Source organism: Bilifractor sp. LCP19S3_H10 (genome assembly GCF_052119185.1).
Lineage (GTDB): Bacteria > Bacillota > Clostridia > Lachnospirales > Lachnospiraceae > Bilifractor.
Genome location: NZ_JBQKFT010000001.1, coordinates 421,971 through 442,659, shown reverse-complemented (window position 1 = coordinate 442,659; position 20,689 = coordinate 421,971). Strand labels below are relative to the sequence as shown.

19 protein-coding genes are annotated in these 20,689 nt (G+C 52.0%); 17 read left to right on the top strand and 2 right to left on the bottom strand.

Annotation, left to right across the window (positions count from 1 at the left end; all coding sequences use genetic code 11):
• Positions 1-517: 517 nt before the first annotated feature.
• Complete coding sequence (locus ACTQZS_RS01850) at positions 518-1,390, bottom strand: phosphoribosylaminoimidazolesuccinocarboxamide synthase (RefSeq protein ID WP_441474296.1); 873 nt, start codon at positions 1,388-1,390, stop codon at positions 518-520.
• Positions 1,391-1,815: 425 nt separating this feature from the next.
• On the opposite strand from ACTQZS_RS01850, the gene ACTQZS_RS01845 reads away from it, so the two are divergent.
• The 3 genes from ACTQZS_RS01845 to ACTQZS_RS01835 all read left to right on the top strand — a co-directional run bounded on the left by ACTQZS_RS01845 (position 1,816) and on the right by ACTQZS_RS01835 (position 6,240).
• On the top strand, positions 1,816-3,069 hold the full coding sequence (locus tag ACTQZS_RS01845; RefSeq protein WP_441474295.1) for a cation diffusion facilitator family transporter: 1,254 nt from the start codon (positions 1,816-1,818) through the stop codon (positions 3,067-3,069).
• 116 nt (positions 3,070-3,185) lie between these two features.
• Positions 3,186-3,896 carry an HAD family hydrolase gene (locus ACTQZS_RS01840; RefSeq protein WP_441474294.1) on the top strand — a complete coding sequence of 237 codons (711 nt, stop codon included), beginning with the start codon at positions 3,186-3,188 and terminating at the stop codon, positions 3,894-3,896.
• A 253-nt stretch (positions 3,897-4,149) separates the two neighbouring features.
• Complete coding sequence (locus tag ACTQZS_RS01835; RefSeq protein WP_441474293.1) at positions 4,150-6,240, top strand: LTA synthase family protein; 2,091 nt, start codon at positions 4,150-4,152, stop codon at positions 6,238-6,240.
• Positions 6,241-6,482: 242 nt separating this feature from the next.
• Here the strand turns inward: ACTQZS_RS01835 and ACTQZS_RS01830 are convergent, their stop codons facing one another.
• Positions 6,483-7,580 carry a PTS transporter subunit IIC gene (locus ACTQZS_RS01830; RefSeq protein ID WP_441474292.1) on the bottom strand — a complete coding sequence of 366 codons (1,098 nt, stop codon included), beginning with the start codon at positions 7,578-7,580 and terminating at the stop codon, positions 6,483-6,485.
• A gap of 294 nt (positions 7,581-7,874) precedes the next feature.
• On the opposite strand from ACTQZS_RS01830, the gene ACTQZS_RS01825 reads away from it, so the two are divergent.
• From ACTQZS_RS01825 to fabZ, 14 genes are all read left to right on the top strand, one after another.
• A complete protein-coding gene (locus tag ACTQZS_RS01825) occupies positions 7,875-8,312 on the top strand; it encodes a GatB/YqeY domain-containing protein (protein ID WP_441099658.1) in 438 nt (145 codons plus the stop codon).
• Between the two features lie 147 nt (positions 8,313-8,459).
• A complete protein-coding gene (locus ACTQZS_RS01820; RefSeq protein ID WP_441474291.1) occupies positions 8,460-9,167 on the top strand; it encodes a Crp/Fnr family transcriptional regulator in 708 nt (235 codons plus the stop codon).
• 2 nt (positions 9,168-9,169) lie between these two features.
• Positions 9,170-10,114, top strand: a complete 945-nt coding sequence (locus tag ACTQZS_RS01815) for an AEC family transporter (protein ID WP_441474290.1) — start codon at positions 9,170-9,172, stop codon at positions 10,112-10,114.
• A gap of 217 nt (positions 10,115-10,331) precedes the next feature.
• Positions 10,332-10,568: an acyl carrier protein gene (acpP, locus tag ACTQZS_RS01810; protein ID WP_441099661.1), complete on the top strand. Its 237-nt coding sequence runs from the start codon at positions 10,332-10,334 to the stop codon at positions 10,566-10,568.
• 138 nt (positions 10,569-10,706) lie between these two features.
• Positions 10,707-11,279 carry an acetyl-CoA carboxylase biotin carboxyl carrier protein gene (locus ACTQZS_RS01805; protein WP_441474289.1) on the top strand — a complete coding sequence of 191 codons (573 nt, stop codon included), beginning with the start codon at positions 10,707-10,709 and terminating at the stop codon, positions 11,277-11,279.
• A 1-nt stretch (position 11,280) separates the two neighbouring features.
• Positions 11,281-12,657, top strand: a complete 1,377-nt coding sequence (accC, locus tag ACTQZS_RS01800) for an acetyl-CoA carboxylase biotin carboxylase subunit (protein WP_441474288.1) — start codon at positions 11,281-11,283, stop codon at positions 12,655-12,657.
• A 27-nt stretch (positions 12,658-12,684) separates the two neighbouring features.
• Complete coding sequence (locus tag ACTQZS_RS01795) at positions 12,685-14,490, top strand: acetyl-CoA carboxylase carboxyltransferase subunit alpha (RefSeq protein ID WP_441474287.1); 1,806 nt, start codon at positions 12,685-12,687, stop codon at positions 14,488-14,490.
• A gap of 20 nt (positions 14,491-14,510) precedes the next feature.
• Entirely contained in the window at positions 14,511-15,593 is a 1,083-nt protein-coding gene (locus ACTQZS_RS01790; RefSeq protein ID WP_441474286.1) for a beta-ketoacyl-ACP synthase III, read from the top strand.
• 121 nt (positions 15,594-15,714) lie between these two features.
• Complete coding sequence (locus ACTQZS_RS01785; protein WP_441474285.1) at positions 15,715-16,680, top strand: nitronate monooxygenase; 966 nt, start codon at positions 15,715-15,717, stop codon at positions 16,678-16,680.
• Between the two features lie 157 nt (positions 16,681-16,837).
• On the top strand, positions 16,838-17,815 hold the full coding sequence (locus ACTQZS_RS01780) for an ACP S-malonyltransferase (RefSeq protein WP_441474284.1): 978 nt from the start codon (positions 16,838-16,840) through the stop codon (positions 17,813-17,815).
• A gap of 86 nt (positions 17,816-17,901) precedes the next feature.
• Positions 17,902-18,645, top strand: a complete 744-nt coding sequence (gene fabG, locus ACTQZS_RS01775) for a 3-oxoacyl-[acyl-carrier-protein] reductase (RefSeq protein ID WP_441474283.1) — start codon at positions 17,902-17,904, stop codon at positions 18,643-18,645.
• Positions 18,646-18,679: 34 nt separating this feature from the next.
• The gene (locus tag ACTQZS_RS01770) at positions 18,680-18,829 is read left to right on the top strand and encodes a hypothetical protein (RefSeq protein WP_441474282.1); all 150 of its coding nucleotides are present in this window, start codon (positions 18,680-18,682) and stop codon (positions 18,827-18,829) included.
• A complete protein-coding gene (gene fabF / locus ACTQZS_RS01765; protein ID WP_441474281.1) occupies positions 18,826-20,058 on the top strand; it encodes a beta-ketoacyl-ACP synthase II in 1,233 nt (410 codons plus the stop codon). Before ACTQZS_RS01770 ends, fabF begins: the two co-directional genes overlap by 4 nt.
• Before the next feature lie 113 nt (positions 20,059-20,171).
• Positions 20,172-20,609, top strand: a complete 438-nt coding sequence (fabZ, locus tag ACTQZS_RS01760; RefSeq protein ID WP_441474280.1) for a 3-hydroxyacyl-ACP dehydratase FabZ — start codon at positions 20,172-20,174, stop codon at positions 20,607-20,609.
• Positions 20,610-20,689 lie beyond the last annotated feature (80 nt).

The following is a 20,689-nucleotide window of genomic DNA, read 5'->3' as shown; positions in this document are numbered from 1 at the left end:
GACACACCCGGGGATGCATTGTCTCCGGGTGTATTGTTCTGAAGTTTTGAAAACTTTTTCTGTCTCTTGCGCAGGTGGTCATACGATGCCCCGGCCGTGCTTTGAAAGAGTATATGGTGAATAATCGAAGAACAATCCGAAAAAAGGAAATAGAAAAAACGAGATAAAACACGCTGCGCGAGTTTTATCTCGCTATCGCGACGCTCGCCGCACACGAATACTTCGCATTCGGCTGCGGCTCACTGTTCGCGTAAATAAGAAACGGAACTGCTCCAGCATGCAGTTCCGTTTCTTAATAAAATAAATAAAGGAAGGAGAAACCGATATGGGATCGGTTAATGAAAAAGAAATTAAGTAGTTTGCTTTGTACTATGATTTACAGTCTAGCAGGGGGATGTGAATTACCTTTGATGATAAAATGAACATTGTGTGAACGATTCCGCAGTTTATCGAAATTTACGAAAACCTAACACAGACAGAAATGCAGCTGCCCGGAGGACAGCTGCATGTACGTCCGTTATTTCAGATCGGAGCCGGTCAGAAGCTTGTACGCTTCCTTGTATTTCGCGATCGTCTTGTCGATGACATCCTGTGGCAGGTTGTAATCGCTGTCCGGATTTGCCTTGAGCCAGTCGCGAACGAACTGCTTGTCGAAGGATGGCTGTGAATGTCCCGGCTCGTAACCCTCTGCAGGCCAGAATCGGGAGCTGTCGGGAGTGAGCATTTCGTCACCGAGAACAACATTGCCGTTTTCGTCGAGGCCGAATTCAAACTTTGTGTCGGCGATGATGATGCCTCTGGAGAGTGCATACTCGGCACATTCCGTGTAGAGTTTGAGGGTATAGGTCTTCAGACAGTTTGCGTAGTACTCGCCGTGTCCTGGGTAAAGCTTCTCGAGAACATCGATGCTCTTCTCGTAGCTGATATTCTCGTCATGATCGCCAATCTCTGCCTTGGTGCTCGGAGTGTAAATCGGCTCCGGAAGCTTGTCACATTCTCTGAGTCCGGCAGGAAGCTTGATTCCGCATACAAGGCCTGTTTTCTGATAGCTTGCCCAGCCGCTTCCTGTGATGTATCCTCGAACAATGCACTCGATCGGGAGCATCGTCAGCTTCTTGCAGAGCATGCTGTTGCCGTCGAACTGCGGCTGTCTGAAGAATTCCGGCATATCTTTGACATCCGTGCTGATCATGTGGTTCGGCAGAATATCCTTGGTGTAATCAAACCAGAATCTGGACATCTGTGTGAGGACGGTGCCCTTCTTGGTAACCTTGTTCTTCAGAATTACATCAAACGCAGAAATACGGTCTGTAGCGACCATGATCAGGCTGTCGCCGTTATCATAGATCTCGCGGACCTTGCCTTCCTTGATTGGCTTAAATTCCTTCATGAATTTTCCTCCTGTTGGGTAATGGGTAACCCGTACATCATCTGCTGTTATCGCCTTATAGTATAAGAAGAAACACCTTCAAAGGCAAGAAGAAAAGAACGGAAATCAGGAGGAAATCCCGGGATGGAAAGGCAGAACCACGGTAATATCCGGGTGGATGAGGGGGAGATCCGCAAATGACGAGAAAATGTACAGAAAATAAAGGATGATGGCTTGATATCGCTATCTGATTTTCTTATAATCGATACACATGTCGTTTGTGCCGGGTACGCACGGGCACAGGCAGGTTTTGGAAGAGAGAAATCAGAGGCACCATTACCTGGGATGATTGGTACGCATTGGCGTGGGAACGCTTCAGGGGGGGAGCAGTATTGAAAGGTAGTAAAACAGACAGAACAGGTAAAAAACCCGGAGAGAGGAAAAACATGGAAAGTAATAAAGCAGGAGAGGGGAAAATCATGGAAAATAAAAATACCGGAGACAGAAAAGACATCGAAGGCGTTCACGAAGCCGGAACAGGTGGGGCGGACAAAGAAGAGAGGAGACAGGAATTGCCGGAAACGCTTCAGGATTCTGGGCGTGACCGGGTGATCATCCGGACGAGTATCACGGGAATCATAGCAAATGTGCTTCTCGCGGTATTCAAGGCGATTGTCGGAATGCTGTCGAATTCGATAGCGGTCGTTCTTGACGCGGTAAATAACCTGAGCGACGCGATGTCCTCGGTGATCACCATCGTTGGAACAAAGCTTGCGGGAAAGGCACCGGACCGGAAGCATCCGATGGGTTACGGCAGGGTGGAATATCTGAGCTCTGCCATTATTTCCCTGATTGTGCTCTATGCGGGAATCAGCTCTCTGCGGGAATCAGTGGGAAAAATCATTCATCCTGAAAAAGCGGATTATTCCGCACTGACTCTCGTGATCATCGCGGTTGCTGTTGTCGTGAAGATCGTTCTCGGACGCTATGTGAAGCGTATCGGTGAGAAGGTGAATTCAGATTCTCTGGTGAATTCCGGACAGGACGCGACGCTGGACTCCGTCATTTCGGCATCGACGCTTGCGGCTGCGTTCATCTATATGTTCTTCCATATTTCGCTGGAATCCTGGCTCGGCGCAGTGATTTCCGTTGTCATCATCAAATCCGGAATCGAAATGCTCAGAGACACCCTGAGTCAGATACTGGGAGAGCGTGTGGACAGCGAGCTGTCGCGGACGGTAAAGGAAAAAATTGCGGAGATGGACGGTGTCTACGGAGCCTATGATCTTGTCCTGCACAGCTATGGTCCGGATAAATGGCTGGGATCGGTTCACATCGAGGTAAAGGATACCTGCACGGCAGATGAAATCGATGAGCTCGAGAGAAGAATCGCGCATAAGATATACGGCGAGACAGGTGTCATTCTAACGGGCATCGGCATCTATTCCATGAATACACAGGATGATTTGGCGAGAAAGATTCAGACACGGGTGACAGAAATCGTCATGTCCCACGATCATGTTCTGCAGATTCACGGATTTTACCTGGATGAAAAGGAAAAAACGATTCGCTTTGACATGGTGATCGACTTCTTCGTACCGGACAGGGAGGCTCTTGTGGAGGATGTATGCGGAGATGTCAGAAGAGAATTCCCGGGTTATCAGGTGGTGATCCAGCCGGATACGGATGTGTCAGACTGAATGCAGGGGCATGCAGGCTGCGGGAGGTATAGTTTACAGATCCAGCCGGATACGGATGGGTCAGACTGAGCAAAGAGACACGCGCAGAGGAAGAACCTTGATTAAGTGGGAGGAACATGAGAAAAGCAGTATTTTTTGATCTGGACAACACATTGTACAGCTATGATAACGCCGATGACATGGCACAGAGATCGCTGAACAGATTCTGCGCGCGGCAGTTCGGTCTGTCGGAAGAATTTACCGGGCGGAGAATCCACGAGATCATGGATCAGCTGATCGGGGAGATGGGATGGAAACAGGCTGCCACTCACGACAGGCTGATCCGCTTCAGCCGTTTTCTGCAGGATATCGGGCAGCCGGTCTTCCCGTACGCAGGTATGATGTATGACATTTACTGGGACACGCTGATTCAGAGTATGACGCCGGAGAAGGGAGTTTACCGGTTTCTTGAGGAACTGAAAAACCGTGGATATTATGTGGCGTGCGCGACCAACATGCTGTCCTGGATCCAGTACAGAAAGGTCCGGAAGCTTGGAATGGGAGGTTTGCTGGAGGATTTGATTACGAGTGCCGAGGTGTGCACGGAGAAGCCGGATCCGGAATTTTTCCGATTCTGCGTGAAAAAAGCGGGATTCCAGCCGGATGAATGTGTCTATATCGGAGACAACTACAGGCTGGATGTGCTTGGCTCGAGAGAAGCTGGCCTGTATGGAATCCTGTATCAGACGGCGGAGCTTGCCGCAAGGCATGAAGGCGCGGAGCCTGGCGCGGCGGTGATCCGGGATTACTCAGAGCTGGAGAAAAACCTGAAGCTGATTGAGATGTAATTTCCGACTCATGAATTGAGAGAAAACAGGAACGGCAGGCAGCAGGAGCGGATATCGCTCACTGCTCGTGCATATTCGTATTCTTGCGTTGCTTTGCCTCCCGCAACTTTACAGGTGTTTTTTTGTGAATAAAATGTGAAAAAGACTTGATTCGACGCGGATTTATGATATGTTAGTAAACAGTGTCTAACCGCGTCATCCGAAAATACTTTTTCAGGATGAGAATTCACATCAGAAAGTTGGTACGGCTGAAATGAAGATATCTTTTAAAATCACCAAAAAGCGAATGCTCTGCTTTGGCATTCTTCTGGCGGCGGCGGTTGTTATGTATGCGATCACCCGATATATGCTCTGGACGCTGCTTCCTTATGCCGGAGTGCTGTTCGTTGTCACGAATATTGATTTTGATCTGAGCGACAGGGTTCCGTGGCTGTGGACGGCGATTCTGTTTGTCCTGAGCTGCAAGTTCACGGAGTTCTGCGTGCAGCATGTAATCCTGGCGCCTGATTTTTTTATCAAGACCTCAAAACATACGCACCTGATGAATGTTCTGCTGATTCTGTCGGTTTATTTCCTGTTTCAGCTGATTCTCAGTCGGCCGTCCTGGTCCGCGATTGCGGCACACTGTGCGCTGACGGCTTTTGCGTACACGAACTATTTCGTATACACGGTTCGTGGAAATGAAATCGTATATTCGGATCTGATCACGGTCGGAACCGGACTGAGTGTCGTCAAGAACTACTCGTTCGTTCTGCATGACAGAGGCGCGTATATCATTATGATGAGCATCCTGTATGTGATGCTTGTCCGGAAAATCAAGGTGAAATACACCTGGCACTGGCTGCAGAGAATCATCAGCGCGGCCCTTATGATTGCGCTTTTCGGCTATGTATTTCAGAAAACTGCGAACACAGAGACCCAGACATGGGAACAGAAAGGAACCTATCAGAACGGCTTTGTTCTGAATTTTGTCCTCAGTGTCCGCGACAACTTTGTCCAGCCGCCGGAGGGTTACTCTGCCAGTGCAGTGAAAAAACTGGAGGATACCTATAAGGACGCGGATGCGGTTCAGAATGTGACCACAAACGAGGAGGTCAAGAATCCGACGATCATCTTCATCATGGATGAGTCCTTTGCGGATCTTTCCGTACTGGGTAATCTGGAGACCAATGTGGGTGACTACATGCCGTTCATTCATTCCATGAGCGAGAACACGATAAAGGGCTATGCCCTGTCGTCTGTTTTTGGCGCTAAGACGCCGAACTCCGAGTGGGAATATCAGACCGGAAATTCCATGGCGTTCCTGCCGTCCGGATCTGTTGTGTACCAGCAGTATATGAACAATACCCCGTTCTCCATTGTATCCACATTAAAAAATATGGGCTACACGACGGTTGCCATGCATCCCTACTACGCAAGCGGCTGGAGCAGAAAGACTGTGTATCCGAAGCTTGGATATGATGAAACGTATTTCATGGATGATCCGGCGGGATTTTTTGATCAGACAAATATCATGCGTGACTATATCACGGATCAGGAGCTCTTTGACAAGATTATCAACCGTTACAACGAGAAAAAAGACGGAGAGAGTCTTCTGATCACCGGCATTACGATGCAGAATCACGGCGGTTACACAGGCACGTATTCCAACTTCACGCCGACGGTAACGGCAGAGCCGGGAATTTTCAGCGATGTCAATCAGTATCTGACCTGCGCGCGGGCGACCGATACCGCGGTGAAAAACCTGGTCGAGTACTTCGAAGGTGTTGATGATCCGGTTGAGATCGTATTCTTCGGAGATCATCAGCCGAGTCTGGACGAGTATTTCTACCGGTATCTGAACGGGAAGGGAATGTCCGGACTGACCATGGACGAGCTGGAGAACTTCTTCAAGGTACCGTTCTTTATCTGGACGAACTATGATACAGATGCGACCACGATTGACTGCACCAGTCTGAACTATTTGTCCACGCTGACGCTGGAGAGAGCGAATATTGAGCTTCCCGCGTACAACAAGTTCCTGGCGGAGATGATGAAGACCGTGCCGGCGATCAATTCCCGCGGATACTATTCGGAGACGACGAAGCAGTTTGAGCATCTGGAAAATGCAATCGGTGACGAGGCAAAATGGATTAAAAACTATAATATACTGGAATACAATTCGATGTTTGACAAGGACAACCGGAGTGATGTGTTCTTCCCCTACATCACCGGGGAGAGCACAGCATCGGATTCGAGTGCAAAGAGCGGAGGAACTGCCGCGGACAGTTCCTCCGGAGATGAAGATGGAGGAACTTCTTCGGGAAGTTCCTCTTCCGAAGAGAGCAAAGAGGCGGCAGGCTGAACCTGCCGCCTCTTTGACCATATGTAATAAGATCAGTGCGAACGTGTGAAATGCGAATATGCGCGAACAGTGAGCCATATCCGCTCACACATTGTGTGAAGCGGTGGGGCTCACGACGCGGCAGACCGACGAAGTCGGTCACCTGCAGGATTGTGGGAGTGCAAAGCGCGGAGCAATCCGTAGCTTATACAGTGTGTGGCACGATTTATCGTATGGGCGTGCACGTATGAGCAAACAACGGGTCAATTCTGCTTCAGGGTGAGATCTCCGTCCTTTACCCAGCCTCTTCTGCGGCAGAACTGATTGATCAGCGGGCAGATGACGGCGGGAAGGATGAAGCAGATCAGAACCAGTCCGATCCAGTCAGTGGCGGTTATCGCTGTCTTTGTCCCGGCAGCGATATCATTCAGCCAGCCCTGGAAGACACCGATCTGTCCGACGAGACCGCAGGTGCCCATTCCGGAATCAATAGCCGGCCCGTTCATCTGCATGCGGAAGACGCAGGTGGCGATTGGTCCGGTTATGGCGGAGGTGACGATCGGGGCAATCCAGACCTTTGGATTTTTCACGATGTTGGGCATCTGAAGCATGGAGGTTCCGATTCCCTGGGATACCAGACCTCCCCATTTATTTTCGCGGAAGGACATCACAGCGAATCCGACCATCTGGGCGCAGCAGCCGGCAACGGCGGCGCCGCCGGCGAGGCCGGTGAGCTGGAGAGCCGCACAGATTGCGGCTGAGGAAATCGGAAGGGTCAGAGCAATTCCGACGACGACAGATACCAGAATGCCCATCAGGAGCGGCTGCAGCTCTGTCGCCCACATGATGAAATTGCCGACCATCATCGCAAGTTTTCCGAGTGGTGGCGCGATCAGGGCGGAAAGGGCGACACCGACACCGATGGTGACGAGCGGTGTGACAAGGATATCGACCTTGGTCTCTCCGGCGGCCATCTTCCCGATTTCTGCGGTAATGATTGCGACAAATAGTACTGCGAGCGGTCCGCCTGCGCCTCCGAGGGCGTTCGAAGCAAAACCGACTGTGATCAGTGAGAAGAGGACCAGGGGCGGGCACTGAAGAGCCCGTCCGATGGCAACGGCCATCGCCGGTCCGCTCATCGCCATGGCGAGGCCGCCTACGGTGTAGTCAACACCGGAAACGGTTGCCACGGTAGCGGAGAGAGCTCCGATGTGAAACAGGGTACCGATGGTGTTGATGATGGTGCCAATCAGAAGAGAACAAAAAAGTCCCTGAGCCATGGCGCCGAGCGCATCGATGCCATAGCGCTTCAGGGATATTTCTATGTTCTTTTTCTTAAGAAACGCCTTGAACTTTTCCATTTTCTTTCTCCTTTTCTTCCTTTCCCCATTTTGTCTGCCGTTCCGATTTTCCACCTGCGCCGGAGCGGCTATTCTGTCAGTGCAGGTGTTCTGTTCAGATACGTGACAAGACACATGTCTGTGCAGATTATATAACACGAGGGAAAGAAAAGTCAATGGAATTGCTGGTGGTGCAACAGAGCGCGAAATGGCGCGGAAGTGCTCATTCCTGCAGGATTGGGAGAGTGCAGCTGTTTTATTTGCGCCGTGTGCGTGTGCCGTGATATACTGTAGACCGAAAAGAGGTGTTTAAGAATGCAGTTTGAGAAATTACAGAAGGATATGATCGCGGCCATGAAGGCTCGCGACAAAATCAGAAAGGATACAATAGCTGCGCTGGTCTCCGGGGCGAAGAAGATCGCGATTGATGAGGGAAGCCGTGACAATATTACGGAGGAGATCACGGATCGGGCGATCATGAAGGAGCTTCGCGCGGCGAAGGAGCAGTATGACAGCTGTCCGGATTCGCGCGCGGATCTGAAGGAGGAGTACAGGAACCGCTATGAGATCATCTCGGCTTATGCGCCGAAGATGATGTCCGAGGAAGAGATCCGGGAGGTTCTGACCGGCAGATTTGCCGATGTCATCGCGACGAAGAATAAGGGTCAGATCATGAAGACGGTCATGCCGGAGCTGAAAGGCAAGGCGGACGGGAAGACCATCAGTAAGGTTGTAGCGGATCTCTGCAAATAAGGTATAACTTAAAGTCCCCTGCGGCCGGTTCGGTCAGCAGGGGATTACTGTGTAGGATTGCGGGAGTGCGAAGCACGGAGCAATCCGTAGCTGATGCAGTATGTGGCACGACTTACCAGATCTGTTTAGAAGGGAGAGCGCCGGCGTATGCGTGATAGAAATGCGGAAATCAGGAAGAATTGCAAGGACGCGATGAAGAAGAGCTATTTGTTCCGGGGACTCGCGGAGGAAGAACTGGAGGTTCTTCTGGACAGTGATTATCTGCGTTTCCGGGAGTACGGAAGAGAAGAACGCATTTTTGAGGAATCGGACCGGCCGAAAGATATCATGGTCCTGGTCACGGGAAATCTTCTGATTGCTCAGGACACCATGAACGGGAAGCGGATGATTTTGTCCAGAATCACGGATCCCGGGGATACCTTCGGGGAGATCTATGTGTTCAAGCAGCTTCCCGCGTATGATATGTATGCGGAGACGATGGAGCCGTCATCGATTCTGATGGTGGCCGCGGATCTGCTTTCCGGGGAATGTGGAGACGTATGTGCGAAGATCGCGGAAAAAATGATGCGGAATCAGCTTGGGATGTTCGCCGCGAAGGCCTATATGATGAACCGGAGACTGCGCATTCTCGGGAGTTCCAGCATCCGGGAGAAGATCGCCAGGCTTCTGATTGAACGGCAGGGTGGCGATAGCCGTGTCCGGGTGATGCCGCGAGAGGAGATGGCGGATTACCTGAATGTGACCAGACCGTCTCTTTCCAGAGAAATCAGCGCGATGGTCCGAGAGGGAATTATCCGGAATGAAGGACAGACCCTTGTCATACTGGATCAGGAAAAGCTGGAGGAGTATGTGTAATTATGTCAAATCTGATCTTTAGCATGAATGCGACGCTTCCAATTTTCCTGGTCATGATGCTCGGATATTTTTTCAGAAAAAAGGATATCATCGGGGAGGCGTTTGCGTCCAGGATGAATACCTTTGTATTCCGGATAGCCCTTCCGGTGAGTCTGTTCGGCCAGCTGGATTCGGTGGACTTCTTCAAGGTGTGGGATACGGAGTATGTCTTGTTCTGTTTTCTGGCGACGCTGGTGAGTGTGGGAATCGGTATTCTGGTCTCGTTCGTATTCCGGGACAGAGAGGTCCGGGGCGAGTTTGTTCAGGGATCCTATCGGAGCAGTGCCTCACTTCTGGGAATGGCATACATTGAGAATATTTACGGAAAGGCGACCATGGGGCCTCTGATGATGCTCGGCTGCGTTCCCCTGTACAATGTGATGGCGGTTCTGGTCCTCTCGCTGATGGGAGGAAGCCCGAAGGGCCTCGACCGAAAGCAGCTGCGCCATGCGCTGAAAGGGATTGTCACGAATCCGATTATCTGGGGAATTGTGCTGGGGTTTGCGTGGGCGCTGACCGGATTGAAGATGCCGGTGATGTTTCAGACAACGATCGAATACATTGGCAGGCTCGCGAGCCCGATGGGGCTTCTGGCAATGGGCGCAAGTCTGAATTTCGGCAGCATCCGCGGCCGGCTGGCTCCGATCCTTACCGGATCGCTCCTGAAGCTGATCGGCTTCGCCGCCCTTTTCCTTCCCGTGGCGATCTGGCTCGGATTTCGGACGGAAAAGCTGATCGCGGCGCTGATCATGCTCGGATCTGCAAGCACGGTTGCCGGTTATGTGATGGCAAAGAATATGGGGCACGACGGTGTTGTGTCGTCGGGAATCGTGATGATCACGACTCTCTGCAGCGTATTTACGCTGACATTCTGGATCTGGCTTCTGCGGTCCATGGGTTTTGTATAAGTGAATATGAGCATTCTCCTTTCGGGAGCCTTGGGGCTGCCGCACGATATTCTGGTGCGGCAGCCCTTTTATATTTAAAAATATTTAAATAAATAATTTGAAATATATTGACATCTGCATTGTGCAGCAGTATAGTAACCCTCGAAACGAAAACCTAAAATTATTTAACTAAATAATTGAAGGTAATTAACGCTAGAATGACGATAAGGAGAATGAAATGGATACATTTGAAAAGGTAAAAGAGATTATCATCGACACATTGAGCTTTGACGGTGACGAGATTCGCCCGGAATCGGATTTCTTCAAGGATCTGAAGGCAGATTCACTTGACGTTGTTGAGCTGATGATGGCCCTTGAAGAAAACTTTGGTATTTCGATTCCGGATGAGGAGCTCCCGAACCTGCATACGGTGGAGAGTGTTGTGAAATATATCGAGGATCACAAGGAAGACTGAGAGCGGACGGACAGGATACGGGGCGCGGACGGGCAGGATACCGGGCACAGACGGACAGGATACCAGGCACAGACGCTCTGGAAGGGACCAGCCGTAGTCGCATTCGTTCAGAAGTCCGGATGATTTTGGAGGGCAGGAATGAGTTATACAGTGGAAGAGCTTCAGATACTGATGGAGAGTTTTGGAAAATCGGGGCTGACCAGATTCCGATATTCGACACAGGAAGAAACTCTTGAATTCAGAAATGAGCCGGGGGCTGGCCATTCCTCTGCTGCGCCGGCCGGCAGGGAAGGAACGCCGGCAGTATATGCGGATACGGATACAAAGACCGGGACAGCGCAGGTACGGGCGGCTTCTGAATCGGATACAGCATCGGCGGACTCCGCGGAAGCCGTTGGAAAAGGTTCCGGATCCGGGACAGGCAGTTCTGCCGGAGAAAAGGATGGAGGAGAAGGCGGGAGCCCGGAAGAGACGGTTTCCGTCAGAGCTCCGCTGGCGGGTATTTTCTACCGGGCATCCAAACCAGGAGAGAAGCCGTATGTCGAGGAAGGACAGAGCGTGAAGAAGGGGGATATCGTCGGACTGGTAGAGGCCATGAAGATGATGAATGAGATCCCCGCTCCGTGCGACGGCATCGTTCGGGAGATCAAGGCAAAGGACGCCGTCTTTACCGGATATGACGCTGTTCTGATGACGATCGGGGAGAATTGAGATGTTCAAGAAAGTACTGATTGCAAACCGGGGAGAAATCGCGATGCGGGTTCTGCGATGCTGTCAGGAAATGGGAATTGATACCGTGACTGCCTGTTCCTCGGAAGACCGGAATTCCCTTCCGGTACAGTTTTCGACAGAGTCTGTGTGCATTGGTCCTGCGCAGGCGGCCGCAAGCTACCTGAATCAGGAGGCACTGATCGAGGCGGCTAAGGCATATCACTGCGATGCCATTCACCCGGGATATGGATTTTTATCTGAAAATGCGGATTTCGCGGAAAAATGTGAGAAGAACGGAATCACCTTCATCGGTCCTTCCTCGCGGATGATTCGGGAAATGGGAGACAAGCAGAGCGCCCGCGCGCTGATGAAAAAGCATGGAGTGCCTGTGGTTCCGGGTTCAGACGGGATTCTGAAAGACTGGAAGGAAGCAGCGGAGGTCGCGGAGAAAGTCGGGTATCCGGTGCTTGTCAAGGCTACGGCAGGAGGCGGAGGACGAGGAATGCGGACCGCCTTTGACGAGTCGGAAATCCGGAACGCCTTTGAAAGTGCGGAGGCGGAAGCAAGAGCTGCCTTCGGAGACGGATCGCTGTATCTTGAAAAACTCATCCTGCATCCGCATCACATTGAGGTGCAGATTCTGGGTGATACAAAGGGCAATATTATTCAGCTTGGTGAGCGGGACTGCTCCATGCAACGGCGGAATCAGAAACTGATGGAGGAATGTCCTGCAAGGATTCTGAATTCCAGACAGCGGGAAGCAATTCACAAGGCAGCGCTCAAGGCCGCCAGAGCCGTTCATTACGTGAGCGCGGGAACCGTGGAATTTGTTCTTGACCGGGAAAATCATTTTTATTTCATCGAAATGAATACGAGGATTCAGGTGGAGCATCCGGTGACAGAGGAGGTGACAGGCGTGGACCTGATCCGGGAACAGATCCGGATCGCCGCGGGCCTGTCCCTCGGGTACAAGCAGAGTGACATTCATTTGAACGGGCATGCCATTGAATGCAGGATCAATGCGGAAAATCCCGCGAGGAACTTCGCTCCGTGTCCCGGGGATGTACCTTTTGTTCATTTTCCGGGCGGCAACGGGGTACGCATCGAGAGCGCGATTTATTCCGGATGCACGGTAAGCCCGTACTATGATTCGATGATCGCGAAGGTGATTGTTCATGCGCCGGGAAGGCTTGAGGCGATCCGGAAGATGAGGGTTGCGCTTGAGGAAATGACGGTCGAGGGAATCGACACGAACATCGATTTTCTGTATCTGATCCTGTTTAATAATGATTTTCTGACCGGGAATGTCGATACGGGATTTCTGGAGAAAAATACGGATGCCATCATCCGCTGGGGTGAAGAAAGCCGGAAAGCGTAAGGTCCGATTTAGGGGAGCAGAGAAATCATGAGTAAGAGTATCCTGGGAACAGTATTGCTAGATGCTAAGGTCAATACGGCGGACGGCATTTTTTTCGGCAGAAGAAAAACTCTTCTGGGTTTCCGGAAGATGCGGGAGAAGAAGACCGCCCGCCGTCCGGTCGGCGAACACCTGACAGCCCTCTTTGACGGAGGAAAATTTTCAGAAGAGTTTGCGCCGGATCTGAAGACAGACGATCCGCTGAGTTTTCCCGGGTATGGCAGGAAGCTTGAGGAGAACCGGAAAATCTCGGAGAAACCGCAGGGATGTGTCGCGGGAGTCGGGAGGATCAACGGAATTCCGGCGGTCGGTGCAGAACTCAGCAGAAATTTCATGATGGGCAGCATGGGAAGTGCTGAGGGAGAAAAACTGACGATTGCGATCGAAGAAGCAGACAGAAGAAAACTTCCACTGATTATTTTTTCTGCGAGCGGCGGGGCGAGAATGCAGGAGGGAATGATTTCCCTGATGCAGATGGCGAAGACGAGTGCCGCGGTGGAACGGTTGCGTGAGCACGGAGGACTGTATATATCGGTGCTGACGAATCCGACTACCGGAGGTGTGAGCGCGAGCTATGCGAGCCTGGGAGATATTACGCTGGCAGAGCCGGGTGCACTGATCGGGTTCGCAGGGCCGAGGGTGATCGAACAGACCATCGGTGAGAAGGTTCCAAAGGGATTTCAGCGGTCTGAGTTCCAGCTGGAACATGGCTTCGTAGATAAAATTGTGCCGAAGCAGGATCAGAAGAAAGAAATCACCCTGATTCTGAAGCTTCACGGGTTCAAGCCGGACAGAAACGGAGACGGAGAATCTGTACAGGAGCGGGATGACGGGAACCGGAATGCCGGAACTTGCGAGGACACCGGACTCGCAGATACCGAAGCTTCGGAGATGACTGCCTCGAATGAAAATCCGGTAACCCTGAATAAGTCTGCCGCGTGTGAGAATACGGAAGCCATACCGGAGATGGATGAGCCCGGCAAGCCGGGCGCGTACGACCGGGTGCGGCTCGTGAGAGATAAGAACCGCCCGAAGATCACGGATTATATCGAGGGGATCTTTGAAGAATTTCTTGAGCTCTCCGGAGACCGGACAGGAAAAGAGGATCCTGCGATTCTCGGGGGTATCGGACTCCTGAATGGAAGACCGGTTACAGTGATCGGACACAGAAAAGGCAAAAATCTGGCCGAGAATATGAAATGCAACTTCGGAATGCCGGAGCCTCAGGGCTACCGGAAAGCGCTGCGCCTGATGAAGGAAGCTGAAAAGTTCGGGCGTCCGGTTGTAACCTTTATCGATACGCCGGGGGCTTATCCCGGGAAAGAGGCGGAGGAAAACGGGCAAAGCGCGGCGATCGCCGAAAATCTTGCAGCTATGAGCGCACTGAGGATTCCGGTGATCAGCATTGTCACCGGGGAAGGAAACAGCGGAGGAGCCCTGGCAATCGGTGTCGGAGATGAGATATGGATGCTGGAGAATGCCGTGTATTCGGTGTTATCTCCGGAAGGATTTGCCAGTATTCTCTGGAAGGATGCCTCGAAATGCAGGGAAGCCGCGGAGGTTATGAGGATGACCGCGGAAGACCTTCTGAATCAGGGAATTGCCGATCGTGTGATTCCGGAGCCGGAAGGCGGCGCGCAGCGGGATCTTCCGGGAATGTGCCGGATTCTCCGGGAAAATCTGGAGACGGAGCTTGAAAAGCTGGAAGAAGAGGACCGCGATTCTCTTGTGGAGCAAAGATACCGGAAATACCGTGAAATCGGCCGCGACGGGAAGAAGACCGGGATCCGGTAACATGGAACAGGTGGCGGCATGTGGAAAAGAAAAAAGACAGGAAATCATACAGACATATGAATGGTATTGAAATCATTGGTCTGGGAAAGGCAGTGCCGGAAACCAGACTGACTAACGAGGATCTCAGGCAATATATGGATACTTCAGACGAGTGGATCCGCAGCAGAACCGGTATTGTGTCGCGGCATTTGTGCACAGGTGAGGAAAGCCTCACGGATCTGGCGACGGAGGCGTCCCGGAAGGCCATGGAGGACGCCGGAATCGCCCCGGAGGAAGTCGGACTTGTGATCTGTGCAACCTGCACCACGGATTACATGGTTCCGTCCGTAGCCTGTGCGGTACAGGAGAATATTGGAATTCCGGGCGGTGTTCCCGCATTTGACATTAATGCGGCGTGTTCGGGATTTGTGTATGGACTCCAGCTGATTTATTCGCTGATGAATGCGGAAGCCGCCTGCCGGTCAGAGCGGAAGTACGCGCTGATGATCGGAGGAGAACAGCTCTCCAAGATGCTGGATTTCTCGGAGAGATCCGTGAGTGTGCTGTTTGGCGACGGAGCGGCTGCGGCGATTGTGCGCGGCTCGTCTCAAAAAAGATTTTTCTGCCACACTGCAGCGGAGGGAGACCGCAGTGCTCTTTATGCGCATACCGTCGGAAGAAATCAGATCCCGGCCATGGAGTACAAGGGCAAAAGGATTGTATCCGAAAACCCGCTTCAGATTACGGAAGCGTATGCGGCAGGAATCATGAAAGACGGCTATCTCAGGATGGATGGCAGGAAGGTATTCCGCTTTGCGGTGCGTGTACTTGCTGCCGAGATCGATCAGATGGCGGAACAGAGCAAAGTCCCTGCGGAAGAGATTGACTACATCGTCTGCCATCAGGCAAACAGCAGAATTATCGACTATGTCCGGAAACAGAAAAATCTTCCGGAGGAGAAATTTTTTATGAATCTGCAGGAATATGGCAATACGTCCGGGGCCAGCATTCCTCTGGCACTGGCGGACATGAAAGACAGAGGGATGTTGAAGCCGGGCACCAGGATCTTTTGCATCGGATTCGGCGCGGGTCTTACCTGGGGCGGCTGCTATCTGGAATTCTGAAGAATCAATGTATAGTGAACCGGCGGGAAAAAGGTCAGAGGTCAGCCTGGCTGTGGCAGACCGCAGGTGAAAAAGCGGTTTTGTCAGCGGCAGGCATGTATACAGAAGAAAGGCACAGAGCATGAAATTTCTGAATGAAATAACAGGAACAAAATATCCGTTTATTCAGGGCGGAATGGCAAATATTGCTACAGGGGAGTTTGCGGCGGCATGCTCGAATGCTGGCGCGCTCGGCATCATCGGCTCAGGTGGAATGAATGTTGAAAAACTGGAAGAAAATATTCACATCTGCCGTTCTCTGACGGATAAGCCTTTCGGAGTAAATCTGATGCTGATGAATCCGGACACCGATCAGATGGCGGATCTGGTCGCGAGGGAGAAGATACCCGTCATCACAACAGGTGCGGGAAACCCTGGAAAATACCTTTCCAGATGGAAGGAAAGCGGGAGTCTGATTTTTCCGGTATCTGCCAGTGTGCTGCTTGCGCTTCGTCTGGTACGGGACGGCGTTGACGGAATTATCGCAGAGGGAACGGAGAGCGGAGGCCATGTCGGTGAGATGACGACAATGACGCTTGTGCCCCAGATGCGGGACGCTCTTCCAGAGAATGTTCCGGTGATTGCAGCCGGAGGAATTGCGGACGGAAGACAGCTTGCGGCTGCTTTTGCTCTCGGTGCATGCGGAGCGCAGATGGGAACCTGCCTTCTGGTGAGCAGCGAATGTCCGATACATAAGAATTATAAGGAAGCAATCCTGAAGGCGGGGGACAATGCCACGGTTGTTACGGGGCGGACGGTGAATTCGCCGACCCGTATCCTGAAAAACAAGATGGCCCGGCAGTATATCCGCAGGGAGAAAGAGGGAGCCGAACAGATGGAGCTGGAAAAATTCACGCTCGGTTCTCTTCGAAAAGCGGTGTTTGATGGAAATACATCTGAGGGATCGCTGATGGCGGGCCAGGTCTGCGGACAGCTGAAGGAAATCCGTCCAGTCGCGAAAATCTTTGAGTCTATCATGCGCGGGGCACAGGAAACAGCCGGGAGTCTTTCAAGGAATATCGCATCCGGGAGCGCGGATCATCAATAAGAGATATAAGAGAAATAAGAGATCAACAAGAGAAATACGGGATCACTAAGGAAAATAAGAAATCAGCAAGCGATCACTAATAAAATAAGAAATCAGCAAGTGATCACTAATAAAATAAGAAATCAGCAGGAGTTCAATAAGAGAAAGGGAGTCAGTCATGAAAACAGCATTTTTGTATGCCGGTCAGGGAAGCCAGCATGCCGGCATGGGCAGGGATTTGTATGAGGCATATCCGGCATTTGCCGAAGAAGTGGACAAGGCGGACGCGGTGCTGAATTTTGATCTGAAGAGAATGATGTTTGAGGGACCGGAGGAGGAGCTCTCGCGGACTGCTTACACCCAGCCGTGTCTGGCTGCCTTTGCCGCGGGAATGACAGCGGTTCTTACCGAACGTGGAATCCGTCCGGATTATGTGGCAGGACTCAGCCTTGGCGAATACAGCGCGCTGCATGCGGCGAGCGTTTTTTCCACCGAGGAGCTGATCCGGATTACGGCATTCCGCGGGCAGGCGATGTCGAGAGCCGGAGAGGGACTGGATACAAAAATGTGCGCCATTCTGGGACTTCCTGCTGAAAAGACGGCGGAGATCGCGCAGAAGGCTGCAAAAGAGACCGGGAGTATTGTGGAAGTATCCAACTACAACGCAAAAGGACAGAATGTAATCTCCGGTTTTGCAGAAGCTGTGACCCGGGCGGAGGAGATTGCAAAGGAAGAGGGCGCGAGAAGATGCATGGAGCTGAAGGTCAGCTCTGCTTTTCATACATCGCTGATGGCTCCCGCTTCCCAGGAGCTTCATGAACTGTTCGGCAGGACAGCGTTCGGAAAAATGAACATTCCGGTTCTTTTCAACACGCTGGGAGGTCCTTCGGACGCGAGAGGAAGACGGATCGATGATACCTCCCTGAGCCCGTCTGCGTACACAGAGGCTGATGGGAAGACGATTGGCGATCTGCTTGAAAAACAGGTGATGTCGAGTGTGAGGATGGCGCAGACGATCGAGTGGCTGAAGGATGCCGGTGTCGAAAAAATCATTGAGATCGGTCCCGGACATGTACTTGCCGGATTTGTCAGCCGGACGGTAAAAGGAATGGAAACCGTCTCACTTGATACGGCGGAGGATGTGGCGGCCCTGTGAGAGCGCGACGGCATTGCATCGTTTACAAGAACCAACAACCAAAAGGCAGTGGGTTTCCGCCTGCAGCAAACGAAAGGATTATATCTATGAATTCAGAAAATCAGACAGCAATAGTAACCGGAGGCAGCGGCGGAATCGGCAGAGCGGTCTGCAGAGCACTCGCTGAAAAGGGAATTCATGTCGTGATCAATTATTCTCATAATGAGGCGGCAGCGAAGGAAACGGAAAGACTCTGCCGGGAATGCGGAGTTCAGACGCTTCTGGTGCAGGCGGATATATCCGACAGCGCGGATTGTGACCGGATGTTCCGTGAGGCGCAGAAGCTGACCGGAAGAATTGATATTCTGGTGAACAATGCCGGAATCACAAAGGACAGCCTGCTGCTGATGATGAAGGAGGAGGACTTCGACAGAGTCATTCACGTGAATCTGTATGGAGCCTTCTACTGTATGAAGAAGGCGTCGAGGATTATGCTGCGGCAGAAATATGGAAGGATTGTCAGTATATCGAGTATCGTGGGAATTCACGGGAATCCGGGACAGGTCAATTACGCGGCCAGCAAGGCGGGGATTATCGGGATGACAAAATCCCTGGCGAAGGAACTTGCCGGGCGGAATATAACGGTGAATGCCGTTGCTCCCGGAATGATCGATACGGAGATGACGGAAGCTCTTTCAAATGCCGCAAAGGAGGCCATGCTTGCGGGGATACCGATGGGACGCGCAGGAAGGGCGGAAGAGGTTGCCGCGGCGGTCGCCTTTCTGGCATCGGAGGAAGCCTCCTATATCACCGGTCAGGTGCTCGGCGCAGACGGCGGAATGGGATGCTGAAGAAGGAACGGCGGAATATAAGACTCTGGCACGGATGGCAGAAGAAGAGGCCGGAGAGGTCAGCAGTACAAGATACCGGAGTGGACGTCAGAAGATAAAGCTGCCGGCGCAGATGGCAGAAGAAGATACCGGAGTGGACGGCAGAATAGATTCTGAGAAATGGACAGATTGGAGAAACACATGAGACGAAGAGTAGTGATTACCGGGCTCGGAATTGTATGCCCGATCGGAAATGACAAGGAAGAGGTCTGGAGCAGTGTAAAGGCAGGCAGATGCGGGATCGGACCGATCACGCTCTATGATCCTGCAGAGCAGAAGGTAAAGCTTGCCGGTGAAGTAAAAGATCTCAAATTGGACGACTACGTGGATAAGCGTGAGGCACGGAAGATGGACCGCTACACGCAGTTCGCCATGGTGGCGGCGAAGCAGGCGATGACCGATTCCGGTCTTCTCGGGCTCGATGAGCCGAGAGACAGATGGGGCGTCATCATGTCGAGCGGCATCGGGGGCATCGGAACGATCGAGAACGAAAAAGTTCGCGGCATGGAGAAGGGCTATGACCGTGTATCGCCTTATTTCATACCGATGTCAATTGCAAATATGGCGGCCGGTCACATCGCAATTGAATACGGACTGCACGGAATGTGTACCTCTGTCGTAACCGCATGTGCCAGCGCGGCAAATGCGATCGGAGAATCCTTTCGGCATATCCGTGATGGATACGGCGATGTCATGGTAGCCGGAGGAGCCGAAGCGGCAATCACGCCTCTGTGCATGGGAGGATTCACGTCCCTGAAGGCACTTACGACTGCTGCCGATCCGGCGCGCGCATCAATTCCGTTCGACGCAGAAAGAAGCGGATTCGTCATGGGCGAGGGAGCCGGCGCACTGATTCTCGAGGAATATGAGCATGCCAGAAAACGCGGAGCTCAGATTTACGCGGAAATTGTGGGCTATGGAGCAAACTGTGACGCTTATCACATTACGGCGCCGTCGCCGGAAGGGACCGGAGCAGAGCAATGCATGCGTCTGGCAATGGAGGATGCGGGTATCTCACCTGCAGAGGTAGATTATATCAATGCACACGGGACATCCACAAAGATGAATGATTCCTGCGAGTCAGCGGCGATCCGCCGGATCTTCGGCGACGATGTGAAACGTGTCCGGGTAAGCTCCACAAAATCCATGACCGGTCATCTTCTGGGCGCGAGCGCAGCGGTTGAAGCAGTGATCACAGTGGAAGCAGTTCAGAAGGATTTCGTTCCGCCTACGGTGAACTACAAGGTACCGGATCCGGAATGCAGTCTGGATGTGGTTCCGGGAAATGGCTATCCGATGAAAATCAGCTATGCCCTTTCGAACTCCTTCGGATTCGGCGGACATAACGTCACCCTTGTATTTCGGAAAGCATAAGACGGCTCCGATGAAAGAAAAATAAAAACCGGTCATGGCATTATGCCATGGAAATGAGTGAAAATCAGATACATACGCAGCTTTATTCAAGTGAGAGAAAAGAGCAGAAAACCATGCAATTTAATTCAGATGAAATAAAAAAAATACTTCCCCATCGCTACCCGTTTCTGCTGGTGGACCGGATCACGGCTTGTGAGCCAGGTAAGTATGCAGACGGCCGCAAATGCGTCTCGGTGAACGAGATGCAGTTCTGTGGACATTTTCCGGTACAGTCGGTGATGCCGGGCGTTCTGGTCCTTGAGGCTCTTGCGCAGACCGGTGCCGTCGCACTGCTTACGGAGGAGGAGAACAAGGGCAGGCTTGTATTTTTCGGCGGTGTCAGACAGGCGCGGTTCCGCAGACCGATCATACCCGGAGACGTCATTGAGATGCATTGCGAGATAATTGGAAGAAAAGGCCCCATAGGCTTTGGGAAAGCAGTCGCCACTGTAGATGGCAAGACTGCTGTGACGGCAGAACTCTCTTTTGCAATTACAGACCCGAAAGAATAAATCAGAACTCTGAACGCAGAATGATTTTCCATTTACGATGCAGAATCAATTTTCATTCACAACGCAGAGTGAAAGATCCG

Bases quoted from the DNA above. Each gene is read 5' to 3' on its own strand.
- ACTQZS_RS01850 (WP_441474296.1), bottom strand. From the start codon at position 1,390: ATGAAGGAATTTAAGCCAATCAAGGAAGGCAAGGTCCGCGAGATCTAT.
- ACTQZS_RS01845 (WP_441474295.1), top strand. From the start codon at position 1,816: ATGGAAAGTAATAAAGCAGGAGAGGGGAAAATCATGGAAAATAAAAAT.
- ACTQZS_RS01840 (WP_441474294.1), top strand. From the start codon at position 3,186: ATGAGAAAAGCAGTATTTTTTGATCTGGACAACACATTGTACAGCTAT.
- ACTQZS_RS01835 (WP_441474293.1), top strand. From the start codon at position 4,150: ATGAAGATATCTTTTAAAATCACCAAAAAGCGAATGCTCTGCTTTGGC.
- ACTQZS_RS01830 (WP_441474292.1), bottom strand. From the start codon at position 7,580: ATGGAAAAGTTCAAGGCGTTTCTTAAGAAAAAGAACATAGAAATATCC.
- ACTQZS_RS01825 (WP_441099658.1), top strand. From the start codon at position 7,875: ATGCAGTTTGAGAAATTACAGAAGGATATGATCGCGGCCATGAAGGCT.
- ACTQZS_RS01820 (WP_441474291.1), top strand. From the start codon at position 8,460: ATGCGTGATAGAAATGCGGAAATCAGGAAGAATTGCAAGGACGCGATG.
- ACTQZS_RS01815 (WP_441474290.1), top strand. From the start codon at position 9,170: ATGTCAAATCTGATCTTTAGCATGAATGCGACGCTTCCAATTTTCCTG.
- acpP (WP_441099661.1), top strand. From the start codon at position 10,332: ATGGATACATTTGAAAAGGTAAAAGAGATTATCATCGACACATTGAGC.
- ACTQZS_RS01805 (WP_441474289.1), top strand. From the start codon at position 10,707: ATGAGTTATACAGTGGAAGAGCTTCAGATACTGATGGAGAGTTTTGGA.
- accC (WP_441474288.1), top strand. From the start codon at position 11,281: ATGTTCAAGAAAGTACTGATTGCAAACCGGGGAGAAATCGCGATGCGG.
- ACTQZS_RS01795 (WP_441474287.1), top strand. From the start codon at position 12,685: ATGAGTAAGAGTATCCTGGGAACAGTATTGCTAGATGCTAAGGTCAAT.
- ACTQZS_RS01785 (WP_441474285.1), top strand. From the start codon at position 15,715: ATGAAATTTCTGAATGAAATAACAGGAACAAAATATCCGTTTATTCAG.
- ACTQZS_RS01780 (WP_441474284.1), top strand. From the start codon at position 16,838: ATGAAAACAGCATTTTTGTATGCCGGTCAGGGAAGCCAGCATGCCGGC.
- fabG (WP_441474283.1), top strand. From the start codon at position 17,902: ATGAATTCAGAAAATCAGACAGCAATAGTAACCGGAGGCAGCGGCGGA.
- ACTQZS_RS01770 (WP_441474282.1), top strand. From the start codon at position 18,680: ATGGCAGAAGAAGAGGCCGGAGAGGTCAGCAGTACAAGATACCGGAGT.
- fabF (WP_441474281.1), top strand. From the start codon at position 18,826: ATGAGACGAAGAGTAGTGATTACCGGGCTCGGAATTGTATGCCCGATC.
- fabZ (WP_441474280.1), top strand. From the start codon at position 20,172: ATGCAATTTAATTCAGATGAAATAAAAAAAATACTTCCCCATCGCTAC.